Here is a 14,521-nt window from a genome sequence, read left to right on the forward strand (position 1 = left end):
ACTAGTGCTGGATTCCTCATTCAGTGGGCATATGTGCTGGTGGCGGGGTGGTTCGGGTGCTCGGGGGCGGGTGCTGGACGGTGGTGTTACGGACACGGCCGAGCCGTGACGAGAATGAGCAACGGGTTGTGCTTCGGCTGTCGCGAGCGCGCAAGGCACCGCTTGATCTGGTGTTGAGGGCACGGATGGTCGAGCTGAGCTGGGCCGGGCAGCGGGTGCCGGCCATCGCGGACGAGTTGAGGTGCAGCCAGCGGACGGTCCGCCGCTGGTTGCACCGCTTCAACCGCTTGGGCCTGGACGGGTTGGAAGATCTGGGCGGGCAGGGCCGCAAACGGCGGATCACCGAGGCGGAACGCTCAAGAATCATCGGCCTGGTCAAGCAGCCTCCGCTGGGTCGATTGACCGTGCAGGCCGACGGCGAGTTGGCCGCGGAGGATGAGTCCGGGCCGCCGGAGTGGACCCTTGACGCACTGGCCGCCGAAGCCAGGAAGCTGGGCATCGAGGTCGGCCGCAGCCAGGTCCGCCGGATCCTGCTGGCCGAGGGAGTGCGCTGGCGACGCACCCGGTCCTGGACGAGGTCGACAGACGCGGACTTCGAGGGAAAAGGACCAGGATCATCGAGCTCTACACCTGCCCGCCCGAGGGCGCGACGGTCGTCTGCGCCGACGAGCTCGGACCGGTGATCCCCCGCACGTTCCCGCCGGCGCCGGGCTGGTCGCCGGACGGCCACCGCATCAAGTCCGAAGTCGACTACGGTCGTGGACCGGAGAAGACCTGGGTCTACGGCGCACTACGACTACGGGACGGACACGAGGTCACCATGACCGCCTCCTCCCGCAACAGTGCCTTCTACCAGCAGTTTCTTCAGAAGGTCGAGGTAGCCAATCCCACCGGGGACATCTACGTCGTCACCGACAACCTGTCCTCGCACAACAGCCTGTCCACCCGGACCTGGTTGGAGGACCACCCCAGAATCCGGCACGTCTTCATCCCCGTCGGTGCCTGCTGGCTCAACCTTCAGGAAGGCTGGTGGCGCATCTTCCGCAAGGCCGCCCTCGCAGGGCAGTCCTTCGCGGGACCAGCCGAGATCGAACACGCCACCCGCCTCGCAACATCCCAGCTCAACGCCCGAGCCCGGCCCTGGGTATGGGGCAGACCCGCACCACCAACTCGCCTATTGCGGCGCCGATATGTGTACATCCAATGAGGAATCCAGCACTAGCGTTCCGCTCATCGTCACACCGAGTGCCGGATCCCGGCGCACGGTGTGACGGTTCGAGTTCTCCTGAGGCGGAAGGCGGGGCCGGTGGGCTGGCTTGCGGCGGGTGACGCGTACGAGGTCGCCCTGGTGGAGGGGCGGGTGGTGGCCAGGGCCACGTCCGGCCGGTCGGCGGGGCGGCAGTTGAAGTCGCTGCCGAAGACGCTCAAGGACCATCCGGAGGTGGAGCGGCTGCGCCGCTTCGCCGAGTGGCTGGAGCGGCACGGGGCCGCGTGTGTGGCGCAGGTGGACACCTGGATGGTGTCGTCGCTGCCGGTGCCCACGGAACTGGTCGCCCGTGTCTGGCCCGATGAGGCTTGGCGGTCTGCGCTGCGTGACCTCGTGGTGGTCGGCGACGGACCCGACGAGGTGGGCTTCCTGCGGGACGCCACGCAGGCCGGTGAGCTGCGGGTGGTCGACCTCGATGGCGAGACCGTACGGCTCTGCCCGCGGACCGTGACCTTCCCGCACCCGGTGCTGCTGCCGGACCTGGAGGACTTGCGCGAGTTCGCGGCCGAGCTGGGGATCGTGCAGCGCGTCGAGCAGCTCCACCGGGCGACCTGGAGCAAGCCCGACGGCCTGGACGAGAAGGCGAGGGACGTCTCCGAGTTCGCCGGGGGCCGGTTCTGGCGTTCCGCGCTCGCCGCGCGTGCCACCTCGCTCGGCTACCGGGTCTCCGGCTCCCGGGCCACCTGCCGGGTGCGCGACGGGGAGCGCACCGTCGAGGCGGCCGTGTGGATCGGGGAGCCGTGGGACTACGAGGTGCACACCGGCGCGCTGTCCTGGCTCGCCCCGGAGGGCCGTCGGCTGCGGCCGGCGGAGGTCGGCCCGGTGGCCTGGTCGGAGGGGATGCGGATGGCGGCGGCGCTGTACGCGGGGCGCGAGATCGAAGAGGGGGCGGGCGCGTGAGCGGGGAAGCGCGGGTGTCGTACGAGGAACTGCCGGCCGGTGCGGTGCTGCCACTCGGCACGGAAGGCGCGGGGGAGCGGGCGGTGCCGCTGACGGCACGGTCGTACACCCATCCGGGGCTCGACGACCGTGTGGTCGTGCGGCTGGTGGCCGGGGAACTGGGCGCGGCCGAGGATCTGGCCGCCGGTTACCTCGGCCTCGAACCAGCGGCGGAACCGGTCGTGGTCGGGCTCGGGGCACGTCAGGCGCTCGGGTTCCCGGAGTGGGTGCTGGTGCACCACCCACAGGACGGCCACCAAGCGCTGGCCGTCGTGCCGGAGCTGGAGAGGATCGCACGCCTGGCGAAGTCCCGTCCGAAGGCCGCCCTGGATGCCTACCGGGAGACAGCGCGGCAACTCGCCGCGGCCGTCCCGCACTTCCTGCCCACCTTCTACGAACAGGCCGGCCGGGTCTTCCTGTCGGTGGAGAACCCCACCTACGCGGCGCAGATGTTCGGCAGGGCCCGCGCCGCCGAGGCCGAGTACGGGCTCGTGGTGGACGAGGAGCGGCTGGACGCGGTGTTCCTGGAGTTCGCTCTCGCCGGTGCGCTGACGGCGACGGCGCTCTCGGGGTACGGCAGGGAACTGGCCGCCAGGGTGCCGGCCCCGCAGGCACTGGAGCGCTTCACGCGGATGTGCGTACGGCGCACCGCGGGCGGACTCGTGCCGTCCGCCCAGCTCGCGACCGACGTCCGGAAACTGGCCCGCGCGGCCGGCCGGGACGGGGGCGGGGTCGAGCAGGACTACGTGGCCGGCCTGCTCGCTCTGTCCGCCACGGCGAAGGCGGCCCCGGGCTGGTGGAAGCGCCACCGCGCGGCCGTCCTCGCCCTGGCCCGACGGGAGCCCGCGGTGCGCGGCACGCTGCTGAACCTCATGCCCGACAGTGGCGACCGTGAAGTGCTGCTGCTGTGGCTGGACCTTCTGGAGGAGTCCGAGGCCCTCGCGGGGGTCTGGGACGACTCGCGGTCCGACGAGGAGCGGCCGCACGACGGCACCGCGGGCTGGTTCGCCCGCTTCCTGGAGTTCCAGGCGAGGTCACAGAGCTACGGCGAGCCCACGCACCTGCCCGCCCTGTACCGGATCACCGAGTTGTCCGCCGACCGTCTGCGCGCCGAACTCGCGGTCTCCGGGGAGAAGTTGTGGGCCGGGCACGATCTGGACCTGCTGGATCTGCTGCTCGCGCTGGACGTGCCCGCAGGCGTTCACCACCAGGTGGAGCTGGGGCGGTGGGCGAAGGGCGACGACCGGCGTGACCTGCTCGCCCTCGCCGCCGACGAACGGTTCCGGGCCGCCTTCCACGAGGCGGCCGACACCTTCGGCGGCGACGAGGACGACCTGGACACCATCCGGGTCCTCGCCCAGTCGCCCGGCGGCAGGACGATGCTGGCCGACTGGGTGCGGGAGGTCGCGCGCCGCTCGGTCACCACCGGACTGCCGGACCTGCCCGACGCGCTGAAGCGGCTGAAGTGGCTCCCCGGCGAGGCACTCAGACTCGCCGAGGAGGAGATCCGGGAGGTGGCCGCCACCGACCTCGGCCCGCTGCTCGCCCGCACGCTCAGGAGCGGGCTCATCGACGAACTCGGCTGGCCCGCCTGGGAGGAGGCGGCCAGGGAGCTCGTGCCCAGGGAGAACGTCCAGGACCTGTACGTCGCCGACGCCTGGCCGTATCTCATCACCGCCGGTTCCGCGCAGGTCCGGGTGATCGGACCCGAGGGCACCGTGCTCACCCATGATCTGCGGCTGCCCGCCCAGGGCACCTTCGGGGACCCCGATTTCCACTTCGTGGACGGTGAACTCCTCGTCTACTGGCAGACCCACGACCACGGCCTGCGCGGATACTGGCACCACAGCCCCGACCGGGTCCTGCCCCTGGCGGGTGCCCGCGACGGCCGGGGCACCCGGATGGACTGGTACCGGGAGGACACCGGCGTCCCGACCCTGCCCCTGCCCGACGGCGGGCGGATCACCGGCGCCGGAGTCCTGCACCGCGGTGACACCACCGTGCCCCTTGAGGCGAAGCTGCTCGCGGACGGCACCTCCTACTGGACCTGGGGAGGCAACGCCTGGCTCGAGTACGACCCGGCCACCGGGAGACTCGGTCGCGAGAGCGTGCCCGCCTTCCTCGCCGACACCCACGGGGAGGGCACCCGGGTGCGGGGCTCGCTGACGCCCTCTCCCTTCGACGAGGTCACGCCCGCCGGAGTGCCGGTGGACGGACTGCTCGGCTGGCGAGAGGTACGCCTGCCCGACGGCTCCCGGCGCGGCGAGGACCTGGCCGGACGCCAGGTCACCGTGCCGGCCGAGCTCGGAGCGCCGTACGCCGCCGTCCTGTTCCCCGGCGCCGACCGGCCCGTGGCCGCGACCCGGGACAACTGGCGCATCCACCTCGTCGACCCGGACGGCGTCGTGACCGCCACCGCGAGGGTGGACGGTGCTCCGGGCGACTTCGCGGAGGGCACCCCCATCCTGCCGCCCCTGCGGTACTGGCACTGCCTGCGCCCACGGGACCCGCAGGGCTCCGCGGCCCTGCGCGCCCTCGACGACAACACCGCCCGCGCCCTGCTCAAGGCCGAACTCACGGGTGACGTAACGGAGTCGCCGCACCAGGTCACCGACACGGCGCTCCTGGCGGGCATCACGGGCGTGGTGCGGTACGCCGCCGAACAGCAGAAGGTCCTCGACGCGGCGGCGACCCGGCTGACCGCGGAGCTCGCCGGCGCCGAGGAGGAAGAAGGCCCGGCCGGTCCTTCCGACCGCGTGCTGCGCGACGCGCTCAGCGGCCTCGACGGCTCCCGGGGCGGCTGGTACCACTACGGGGCCGACCGGGACAACGTCTTCCGGCGGCTGCGGGTGCTGAAGCGGGCGGTGCGAGCCGGTGAGGACTCGGACCCGGCCGACGGTTCGGTGGGGGACTTGCGCGCGGCGGACGACTCCGCGCCGACCCCGCGCCTCCACCTCGACGGCCCCGAACTGCCCGACGGCTACCTGTACGAGGAGCCCCTGGCCGACTTCTTCTCGGCGACGGCGTTTCGGGTCGCGTCTCCCACCACCCCGCCGGAGCACCGGCAGGCCCTGGTGGCGCTGCTGCGGGAGTTCGACGCACTCGGGTTGAGCTCGGCCGCCGGGCCTTCGCGCTGGCGCCGGGTCTCCCTCCAGGTGGAGGCGCGCCATCTGCGCACGCCGGACGGCGAGTGGCGCGAGGGCAGTTGGCGGGGCGTGCTGCCGCTGGACGGCGGTGCCTTCCTCGCGGTCACCAAGTGCACCTCGCGCGACGTGAAGGACGGCTGCGGCTTCGACGCGCTCTTCCACGACCCCGCCGGCCGCTTCGAAATCCCCGCTCCCTACACCGTCGAATCCACCCATCAGGTCGGAGAGGACCGAGAGGCAGGCTGGCTCACGGCGTTCCTCGCCGAGCTGGACGAGCGTGGACCGGCCCCGTGGATGCCGGCGGCGGCGGAGGAGTTCGCCCTGCTGACGGGGGTCACCCCGACGATGGCCCGGCTGATCGTGGCGGGACTGCCGCAGGTGGACAGCGACGAACGGTCGTTCCTCACCCCCGAGGCGCGGACCGTGCTCCGGGTGAAGGCGACGGAAGCCGCCCTGGCGAAGGACGAACTGCGCAAGACCCCCTTCTCCGTCCTCAGGGCCGTCGCCGCCGCACTGCTTCCCTCCGACCCGGCCCTGCTGTGGACGGACGGCCCCGACACGGCAGCCGCCGCCGAGGTGTGGAACAGCGAGGTCGGCAAGCGAAGGATGCTGCCCGAGGCGTTGCTCGGTGAGGCGCGGCGCGTGCTGAACGCCGGGCACTCGACCCTGGCCGCGCTGCTCGATCCCGACTCCGCGCCGCGCCTGAGCCGGGACCTGGAGTGGGCGGTCACCGGGGACCGGGCCACACCGGTCGACGAGGACGCCGTCGGATTCACCGCGGCCGCCCTCGTCGACTCGGTCGCCCTGGCCGCCTGGCTGGCGCACCGGCTGCCCGTCGGCGACCCCGTCCGCGCCGCACTGCCCGCCGCCCTCGCCGCGATGCGGGACCGGCTGGCGCACCCCGGGCTGCTGCTCGACCTCGATCGGTACGTGAACCTGCCCGACTTCCGCAAGGCGGCCGGCCGGCCCACCAAGACCGACGAGGGATTCGAGCGGTACGGCGCGATCATCATGGCCACCCATGACGACCAGCCAGCCCCCGCCCTGTGCGTCGCCCTCCTCGACGCGGACGGCCAGGACCCGTACCTGCCCGCGCTGCGCCTCGCACAGGACGGGGCGCCGTTCGCGGCGGAGGTGGCCCTGCGCCTCGCCCGCTCCGCGCGCTTCGCGGCCCTGCTCGACGACCCGGGCGATCCGGTCGCTGGTGTGCGAGGCAAGGACGGCACCTGGTATCCGCAGGACCCCACCCGTTCCGCGCCGGAGTTGGTGACCGAGGTGGCGAAGGAGTACGGCATCGGAGAGGACGCCGCCGCGCTCTACCTGATGCTGCTCACGATGCCCGACCCCACCGACCGCAACACGGCCCGCTGGACCGGCTGGAAGCCCGCCCGGCTCAAGGCCGCCCGCGCCGAACTGGGCGCCACCGAACGGGTGGTGGAAGCCAGCCGCGGCCGCGCCGGACGCTCACTGTTCCTGCCGGGCGGCTGGGAGGCCCTCGCGTCCCCGCGTCTGCCGCTGGAGCAGTGGAAGCTGCCGCTCTACGGCGAGCTCGCCAAGGTCCGCGTGGGCCAGCTCGTACCGACCGAACCGGCCCCCGACCTGTACCGCAGGGCCTGGCGGCGGATCCGGGAGGGCGATGTGCCGCGCTTCGAGGAACTGAGGGTCAAGAGCCGCCGCCGAAGCTCATGACCCCGCCCTGGCCGTCGCGGTCGACCCGGTCGACCGCGGCGGCGGCGTCTTCGGTCTGCCGGCCGCGCCGACCGGAGACCGCTGGGCGGACCGGCATGCCGCCCAGCGCGACGGCCGACGCCTCCTCGACACCCGCCGCAACGCCTCTCCGGCCATACCGAACGACGAAGGACATCCATGAGCACCACGACGGCCACCGCCGCCCCGAGCCGGCAGATCCTGCCCGCCGAGGAGCGCCACGCCACCGAACTCGCCTTCCTCGCCGCCCACGACGACGGCCCCCGACCTCCGGGCTGGGCGCTGACCCCGCGTGCCGTCGTCACGTTCATCTGCGGCAGCGACGGCAAGGCACTGGAGGGGCCCGGACAACGCCTCGTCATCGCCCCCAAGTTCGTCGGCGAACGCGCTCTGGTCGAACGATGCGTGGTCACCCTCGCCGGGGAGCGCGGGCTGCTGCTCGTCGGTGAGCCCGGCACGGCCAAGTCCCTGCTGTCCGAGCTGCTGTCGGCCGCCGTCTGCGGCACCAGCGCGCTCACCGTCCAGGGCACCGCCGGCACCACCGAGGACGCCTTCCGCCACGGCTGGAACTACGCCCTCCTCCTCGCCCAGGGCCCTTCCCGCCAGGCACTGGTCGACTCCCCGGTCCTGAGCGCCATGCGCACCGGCAGGGTGGCCCGCGTCGAGGAGATCACCCGCTGTCTGCCCGAGGTCCAGGACGCCCTGGTGTCGATCCTCTCCGACCGGCGCGTCAGCGTCCCCGAACTGTCCGGCACGGACGACGCCCAGGTCGCGGCGGCACCCGGTTTCACCGTCATCGCCACCGCGAACCTCCGCGACCGGGGCGTCTGCGAGATGTCCGCCGCCCTCAAGCGCCGCTTCAACTTCGAGACCGTCCATCCGATCGCCGACCCCGAGGCGGAGACCGCGCTGGTCCGCGGCCAGGCGGTCGCCGCCGTCCAGCGGGCGGGCGCGGCCTTCGGCGTGGACGACGCGGTCCTCGACGTCCTCGTCACCGTCTTCCGCGACCTGCGCACCGGCCGCTGTGCCGAGGGCTGGGACGTGGAGCGGCCCGGCACGGTGATGTCGACCGCCGAGGCGGTCCAGGTGGCCACCAGCCTCGGCGTGGCCACCGCCTACCTGCCCGCCGGGGACACCCTCGACCTCGTCCCCGGCCACCTCCTCGGGGTGGTCCGCAAGGACGACCCCGCCGACCACGCCCGCCTCCTCGGCTACTGGGACGGCCCGGTCCGCCGCCGGGCCGAGGACGGCTCGGCGCTCTGGCGGCGCCTGTGGGATTTGCGGGAGAACCTCCGGTGACCACGCACGTCCCGTACGGCGCCCAGGACCGGGAAGAACCCCGGGCCGCCGTCGCCGCCCTCGCCGATTCCGTACGGCCCCACCTCCTCGGCGTACGTCATCACAGCCCCGCGCTCGCCGCCGTCGTGCCCGCGCTGCTCGACGCGTCCGGCGCCGATGTCGTCTGTGTCGAACTGCCCGCCGACTTCCAGCCCTGGCTCGTCCACCTCGCCGACGCCGGCACGGTCGCGCCCGTCGCCCTCGCGGGTGCGCGGGAGGACGGAAGGATCGGCTTCTACCCCCTCGCGGACTTCTCCCCGGAGCTGGCCGCCGTCCGCTGGGCACGCGGACGCGGGGCCGAAGTCCTCTGCTGTGACCTGCCGTTGGCCAACCCGGGCTGGGGCGCTGACGGGCCCGACAAGGCCGGTCATACGCGGACCTCCTTCGCCGACGCCCTCACCGCCGCCGGTACCGGACGCGACGGCGACGACCTGTGGGACCGGGCGGTGGAGGTGCTGGCTCCGGGGAGCACTCCCGAGGCGGTGCGCCGGGCGGCACTCGGCGTCGGCTGGGCGTTGCGCCGGGACGCGGAGGCATCCGGGGGAGTGGCGGCCGTGGACCTGGCGCGGGAGGCGTACATGCGGTCCACAGTGGCGCGGGCCGTGGCGAGCGGGCGGCGGGTGGCGGCGGTGGTCGGGGCCTTCCACGCCCCGGCGTTGGCCGACGTCGACGGAACCTTGCCGGGTGCCCGGGGGAGGGTGGACAGCACGGTGACGGGCGCCGCGGAGAGCGCGTCGAGCGTCGTCACCTCTTTCGTCCCGTACGCCTTCGACCTGCTCGACTCGCGCTCCGGTTACCCCGCCGGTATCCGTGACCCCCGCTGGCAGCAGGCGGTGTTCGCCGCCGCCGGGGATCCGGACCGGGTACGCGACGCCGCCGCCTGCGCGATCACCGACGTGTGCCGTGCCCTGCGTGGGGCGGGACACACCGCGGGCACCGGCGAAGCGACCGAAACCCTGCGGCTGGCCTGCGACCTGGCCCGCTTGCGGGGGCTTCCCGCTCCCGGGCGGAGCGAGGTGCTGGAGGCGCTGACGACCGTGCTGGGCCAGGGGGAACCGCTGGGCCGCGGCCGGGCCCTCGCCCGGGCCACGGAAGGGATTCTGGTCGGCAGCGGCTGGGGCAAGGTCGCCCCCGGCACCCCGCGCTCCGGCCTCGGCCCGTCCGTGGAGGCCGAACTCGCCGAGCTGCGGCTGCCCGGCCCGGACGACCCGGGGCCGCGCGAGATCCGACTCGACCCGCTCCGCTCCGCACTCGACCGCCGCCGCGAAGTGCTGCTGCGGCGCCTCGCGGTGTGCCACGTGCTCTACGGCGAACCCGTCGGGGTGGCCGGCACGGGCGACGGCACCGCGCTCACCACCCGCTGGAAGCTGGCGTGGACCCCGGCCGTTCCCGTACGACTCGACCTGGCCGGGGTACGCGGAGTCACCGCCGCCCAGGCCGCCGAGGGAACCCTTCGCGAGGCCCACCGCCACGAGACCGCCGCCACCTGCGCCCACCTCATCGCCGGGCTCCGGGCGGCCGCCCACTGCGAACTGCCCGCCCTGGTCGCCGAACGCCTCGCCGACGCCGCCGACATGCTGCCCTCGGCCGCCACCCTCCCCGAACTCCTCGAAGCACTCGACCTGTTGGAGGCACTGCGCCGGGGCCATCTGCCCGGCACCACACCCGAACGTGAGCGGGAAGTCGCCGAGCTGACCGACACCCTCCTCGAATCCGCCGTCCGCGCCCTGCCCGGACTGGCCGGCAGCGACCAACCCGAGGACGCCGCCGCCCTGATCGCCCTCACCGCTCGCTCCGGCGAACAACGCCTCGGTCTGCGCATGGACGACGCCCTCGACACCCTCGCGCGCACCGCCTCCCCGCTGATCCAGGGCGCCGCCCTGGCCGCCCGGGTCCTGCTCGACCTCGACGGCGCAGCCACCCTGGGCGCCCGCGTCGTCGGCTGGATCGACACCGCCACCGACCCGGACGGACGCCGCCGCCTGACCCGGCTGCTCACCGGCCTGCTCGGCGCCACCGCGCCCCTCCTGGAATCGGCCCCCGCCGCCCTGGACCCGCTGCTCGACCGCATCGACACGCTCACCGACCAGGACTTCCTGGAGCGGCTGCCCGCCCTGCGAGGCGGCTTCGACACCCTCACCCCGGCCGGCCGCGGCCGACTCCTCGACACCGTCACCGGACGCCTCGGCGACCGGATCGACCCGATCCTCACCGCCCCGCCCGAACTCCTCGCCGTGTGGACGGCGGCAGACGCGGCCGGTCTCGCCGAACTGACGGCACTCGGACTTCCCGTGCCGACCTGCGCGGCGGCCGCACCCGAACGCCTCGCGCCGGCACCGCGACCGACGCCCGCGTCCCGGCTCGCCCCCGCCGACCGCTGGCGCCTGCTCCTCGGCCGGGAGACGGACCGGCTCCCCGACTCGGCCCGCCGCTACGCGCACGCCCTCGACGAGTTGTACGGGTCCGGCCGCGGCGAGGGTTCCGCCGACCTCGACCAGGGCGGCGGCGGAGGCCAGGAGCCGTCCTTCCCGAGCGCCCGCGGGTGGGGCGAGGAACTCACCGCCCTGTTCGGCGAGGAAGTCCGCGAGGAGGTCCTGGCGCGGGCCGCCGAGCACGGCCGTACCGACGTCCTCGCCGAACTGGATCCCGCCGCCGTACGCCCGTCGGTCGAACTGCTCACATCCGTGCTCTCCCTCGCCGGAGGCATGCCCGAGCAGCAACTGGCCGGACTGCGCCCGCTCGTCCACCGCCTGGTGGACGAGCTGGCCCGAGAGCTGGCCACCCGGCTGCGCCCGGCCCTGACCGGCCTGGCCACCCCGCGCCCGACCCACCGCCCCGGTGGGCGGCTCGACCTGCCCCGCACCCTGCGGGCCAACCTCGCCCGCACCCACCGCCTGGACGACGGCCGGACCGTCGTCGTGCCCGAGCGGCCCGTGTTCAGCACACGTTCGCGCCGGGAGGCGGACTGGCGGCTGATCCTCGTGGTCGACGTGTCCGGCTCGATGGAGTTGTCCGTCGTCTGGTCCGCGCTCACCGCGGCCGTGCTCGGCGCAGTGCCCACCCTCTCCACCCACTTCCTCGCCTTCTCCACCGAGGTGATCGACCTGACCGACCGGGTGGACGACCCGCTGTCGCTGCTCCTGGAGGTGCGGGTCGGCGGCGGCACCCACATCGCGGCAGGCCTCGCCCACGCCCGCTCCCTGGTGACCGTCCCCAGTCGCACCCTCGTGGCGGTGGTCAGCGACTTCGAGGAGGGCTACCCGCCGGCGGGGCTCCTCGGCGAGGTACGGGCCCTCGCCGACTCCGGAGTGCACCTCATGGGCTGCGCCGCCCTCGACGACACCGGCACGCCGCGCCACTCGGTGCCGATCGCCCGGCAACTCGTGGCCGCCGGCATGCCCGTCGCCGCCCTCAGTCCCCTCGCCCTCGCCCGCTGGGTGGGCGACCGCCTGCGCGGAGAGGTCCGTTGATCCCGATGAAGCCCGAACTGCCCCCGGTGGCCCCCGAGGTGGTCGTCGCCGCCGTGGAGTGCCTGACCTCCCGACTGCGCAAGAGACTGGACGCCGCGATCGAGTCGTACGCGGCGCTCCCGGTCGCCGCCGAGGGCGCGACCCGTCGTGTCCGGTGCGGAGAGGACGCGGAGGTCACCCTCACACCGGGACCGTCCGGCGTGCTCACCGACGCCGAACAGGCCGTGTGCGGCTGTCTGCTGGCTCCTCGGTGCCTGCATCGCGCGGGGGTGCTGAGCGTGTGTCCGGTGGCGGAGGCGGAAGCCGTCGCCGATACGGACGCCGAGCGTGAGCACCCGGCGGCCGACGAGGCACCCCCGCCGACCGTGGAACCCCCGCCGACCGCGGCACCCCCGCCGACCGCGGCACCCCCGGCCACCGAGGCGCCCTCTCCACCCACTCCCTCCCAGGTCACCGCCGCGACGGGGCTCCGCGCTGCCGCCGCAGCGGTACTCACCGCCGGAGTTCCCGCCGCCGGAGCCGTACCTCAGGCCGAGCTGCTCCGGGCCGCCCACGCAGCCAGGCTCGCCGGGCTGCACCGGGCCGAGGCGGCGGCGCTGCGCGTCGTACGCGGTCTGCGCGCCGCCCGGGCCCGCGAGGACGGCCACCGACTGGCCGACTTGGTCGCCGCCCTGCGTGAACTCCTCCTCACCACCCACCGGTTGGCTACGGCCGACCCCGCCCCGGCCCTCATCGGCACCGCCCGCCGCGCCTACCGACCGGGCGGCGCGCTGAAGGTCCTCGGCGTCTGCCGGGAGCCGGTGATCAGTGCCACCGGCTACGGCGGCGTCGTCACCCACCTGGTCGGCGAGGACGGCCGCTGGTTCTCCGTCGCCGACGTCAAGCCCGGCGGCCCCGCCCGCGCCCGAGCAGCGGCCACGGCGACCGTCGCGCTCGGCTCCGGCGCCCTCGACCACGCGGGGCTGGCCCGCGGTGGCCTGCTGGTCTCCGGTGCCACGGTCTCGCCGGAGGGCCGCCTGGGCTCCGGCAGGGGCGTACGCGCCACGCCTCTCACGGGCCTGACCTGGTCGTCCGGCCCGCTGGCCGCCCTCTTCGGTCGCCCCCTGCGCGAGACCGTCCGCGACCTGCTGACGGAGTCCCAGGACACGCCTTTGACGCTCATCGGCTGTGACGTGGTCGTCGTAGGGGCTGTGGGGGACGGCCTGCTGGCCCGCGAACCGGGCCCGGATTCCGCGCAGGACGGCCCGTTGATCCGTCTGCTCCCCGCGCACGGTCACCCCGACCTCGCCCACGCCGCCAACTTCGCCCAGCTCGCCGCCCGCCCGGGCATCCACGTCCGGGTGATCGGCCGCCTCGACCTGGACCGTGCCGCCACCCTGCGCCCCCTCGCGGTCGGCCCGGTACCGGACACCGAGGCCACCCTGCGGCTCCCCGAGAACTGGCTGGGCCGCGCCGACCTCGGCTACGACCGCCTCCGAGGCGCGCACTTCCCACCACCGGACGCGCTCCCACCCGTGGCGGGGCGCGACGGCTGCCCGGCCGATCCGCTCGCCGACTCCCCGCTGTGGCGGATGCGCCGCCTGGTCGAACTCGCCGTCGCCGGGGGCCGCCGGGCGGTCGCGGAACCCGCGCGGGACGGCGACCGGCAGGGCAACGCGGCCGCCCTGCGCCGCGGCGGCTTCGGCACCATGGCCGACCTGGCCACGGCCCTCACCACCGAGGCCGACCGCCGCACCCGCGACGCCTTCGGCCGCCTGAGCGCCGCCGACGCCGACCGCTACGCCCTGGTGTGGCTCAGCGCGGCCGTCCATCTCGCGGGCGCGGAGCGGGCGTTGGTGAGGGCGACATGGTGAGGGCGACATGGTGAGGGCCGGCATGGTGAAGCCGCGTCCACGAAGGCCGGGTCCCGGGGCGTGTCCGTGTGGACGCGCCGCGCTTCCCAGCGGTCCACGGCACGGACCTGCTGACTCAGGTGCTCGAACGACAGGGTCTCCTGACCGACGCACCCTCCGCCGTGTCGTGGGCATCGCCCAGGCGCATCACCCGTGGGCACGTTCGGCGCGGAGTCGGCCGCGGGTACGCATCAGGATTTTCCCGAGCATGTTCTTGCCGTTCCCGGTCCTGCCACGGCCCCAGTAGTGATCGGCCGTGGTGTCCTCGACGATCTCCTCGTCACCGGTGGACAGCAGAATCTCGCAGATGTCGCCGTGCGCACGGAACTTGGTCGCCACCGCACGGCGCATCACGTCGTCCTTGATCCGCTCCCAGTCCCTCCGCAGGGGTGTGGACGCGTCACGGCCCAGTTCGGCTGCCCGCAGGGGCGTACGAGCGCGTCGGACGAGCTCGGCATGGCGGGTGCCCGCGAACTTCTGCGCCTGGAAGTAGTGCTCCGAAGTGGGCCACCACAACCCGTCGAGGTCGAAGCCGTGATCGGAGAAGTTCGAGAAGCATCCGTACGGGACCTCGTCGGCACCGTAGAAGTAGATCGTCACAAGGGCCTCGTCGCGAGAGTGGCTGAAACGCTCACAGTGTCAGAAGCCCTCCTGCCGCCCGCAACCAGGTTTCCTCGCCCGCCCGGCCCTCAGCACACCCGTCGAACCGGTGAACCCAACCTACCCCTGCACGGTGAGCCGGGCCCGGTCGAAGCGTTGGTC

General features: G+C 74.0%; 9 protein-coding genes. 7 read left to right on the forward strand and 2 right to left on the reverse strand.

The genetic code is table 11. The annotated features are described in order from the left end of the window. Positions 1-128 precede the first annotated feature (128 nt). The 4 genes from SMA5143A_RS23995 (at position 129) to SMA5143A_RS24010 (ending at position 7,041) form a co-directional block, all read left to right on the forward strand. On the forward strand, positions 129-683 hold the full coding sequence (locus SMA5143A_RS23995) for a helix-turn-helix domain-containing protein (protein ID WP_258193697.1): 555 nt from the start codon (positions 129-131) through the stop codon (positions 681-683). After that, complete coding sequence (locus SMA5143A_RS24000; protein WP_107464930.1) at positions 617-1,207, forward strand: IS630 family transposase; 591 nt, start codon at positions 617-619, stop codon at positions 1,205-1,207. Before SMA5143A_RS23995 ends, SMA5143A_RS24000 begins: the two co-directional genes overlap by 67 nt. A gap of 99 nt (positions 1,208-1,306) precedes the next feature. Continuing rightward, positions 1,307-2,167, forward strand: a complete 861-nt coding sequence (locus tag SMA5143A_RS24005; protein ID WP_107464931.1) for a DUF4132 domain-containing protein — start codon at positions 1,307-1,309, stop codon at positions 2,165-2,167. Further along, positions 2,164-7,041, forward strand: coding sequence for a DNA-binding protein (locus SMA5143A_RS24010; RefSeq protein ID WP_181361988.1), 4,878 nt, complete (start codon positions 2,164-2,166; stop codon positions 7,039-7,041). The genes SMA5143A_RS24005 and SMA5143A_RS24010 overlap by 4 nt, the downstream gene beginning before the upstream one ends. Here the strand turns inward: SMA5143A_RS24010 and SMA5143A_RS24015 are convergent. Continuing rightward, positions 7,016-7,216, reverse strand: a complete 201-nt coding sequence (locus SMA5143A_RS24015; protein ID WP_107464933.1) for a hypothetical protein — start codon at positions 7,214-7,216, stop codon at positions 7,016-7,018. The genes SMA5143A_RS24010 and SMA5143A_RS24015 overlap by 26 nt on opposite strands. Positions 7,217-7,218: 2 nt before the next feature. Here SMA5143A_RS24015 and SMA5143A_RS24020 point away from each other — a divergent pair, with 2 nt between their 5' ends. Genes SMA5143A_RS24020 through SMA5143A_RS24030 form a run of 3 tightly spaced genes read left to right on the forward strand, consistent with a single transcriptional unit; the run spans position 7,219 to position 13,720 of the window. Further along, positions 7,219-8,358 carry an ATP-binding protein gene (locus tag SMA5143A_RS24020; RefSeq protein WP_107464934.1) on the forward strand — a complete coding sequence of 380 codons (1,140 nt, stop codon included), beginning with the start codon at positions 7,219-7,221 and terminating at the stop codon, positions 8,356-8,358. Beyond that, a complete protein-coding gene (locus tag SMA5143A_RS24025; RefSeq protein ID WP_107464935.1) occupies positions 8,355-11,867 on the forward strand; it encodes a vWA domain-containing protein in 3,513 nt (1,170 codons plus the stop codon). The genes SMA5143A_RS24020 and SMA5143A_RS24025 overlap by 4 nt, the downstream gene beginning before the upstream one ends. A 5-nt stretch (positions 11,868-11,872) precedes the next feature. Further along, positions 11,873-13,720: a hypothetical protein gene (locus SMA5143A_RS24030; protein WP_107464936.1), complete on the forward strand. Its 1,848-nt coding sequence runs from the start codon at positions 11,873-11,875 to the stop codon at positions 13,718-13,720. A 186-nt stretch (positions 13,721-13,906) separates the two neighbouring features. On the opposite strand, the gene SMA5143A_RS24035 is transcribed toward SMA5143A_RS24030, so the two are convergent. After that, complete coding sequence (locus SMA5143A_RS24035; protein WP_107464937.1) at positions 13,907-14,359, reverse strand: NADAR family protein; 453 nt, start codon at positions 14,357-14,359, stop codon at positions 13,907-13,909. Positions 14,360-14,521: the final 162 nt, after the last annotated feature.

This window comes from Streptomyces sp. MA5143a, from assembly GCF_900290235.1.
Classification (GTDB): Bacteria; Actinomycetota; Actinomycetes; order Streptomycetales; family Streptomycetaceae; genus Streptomyces.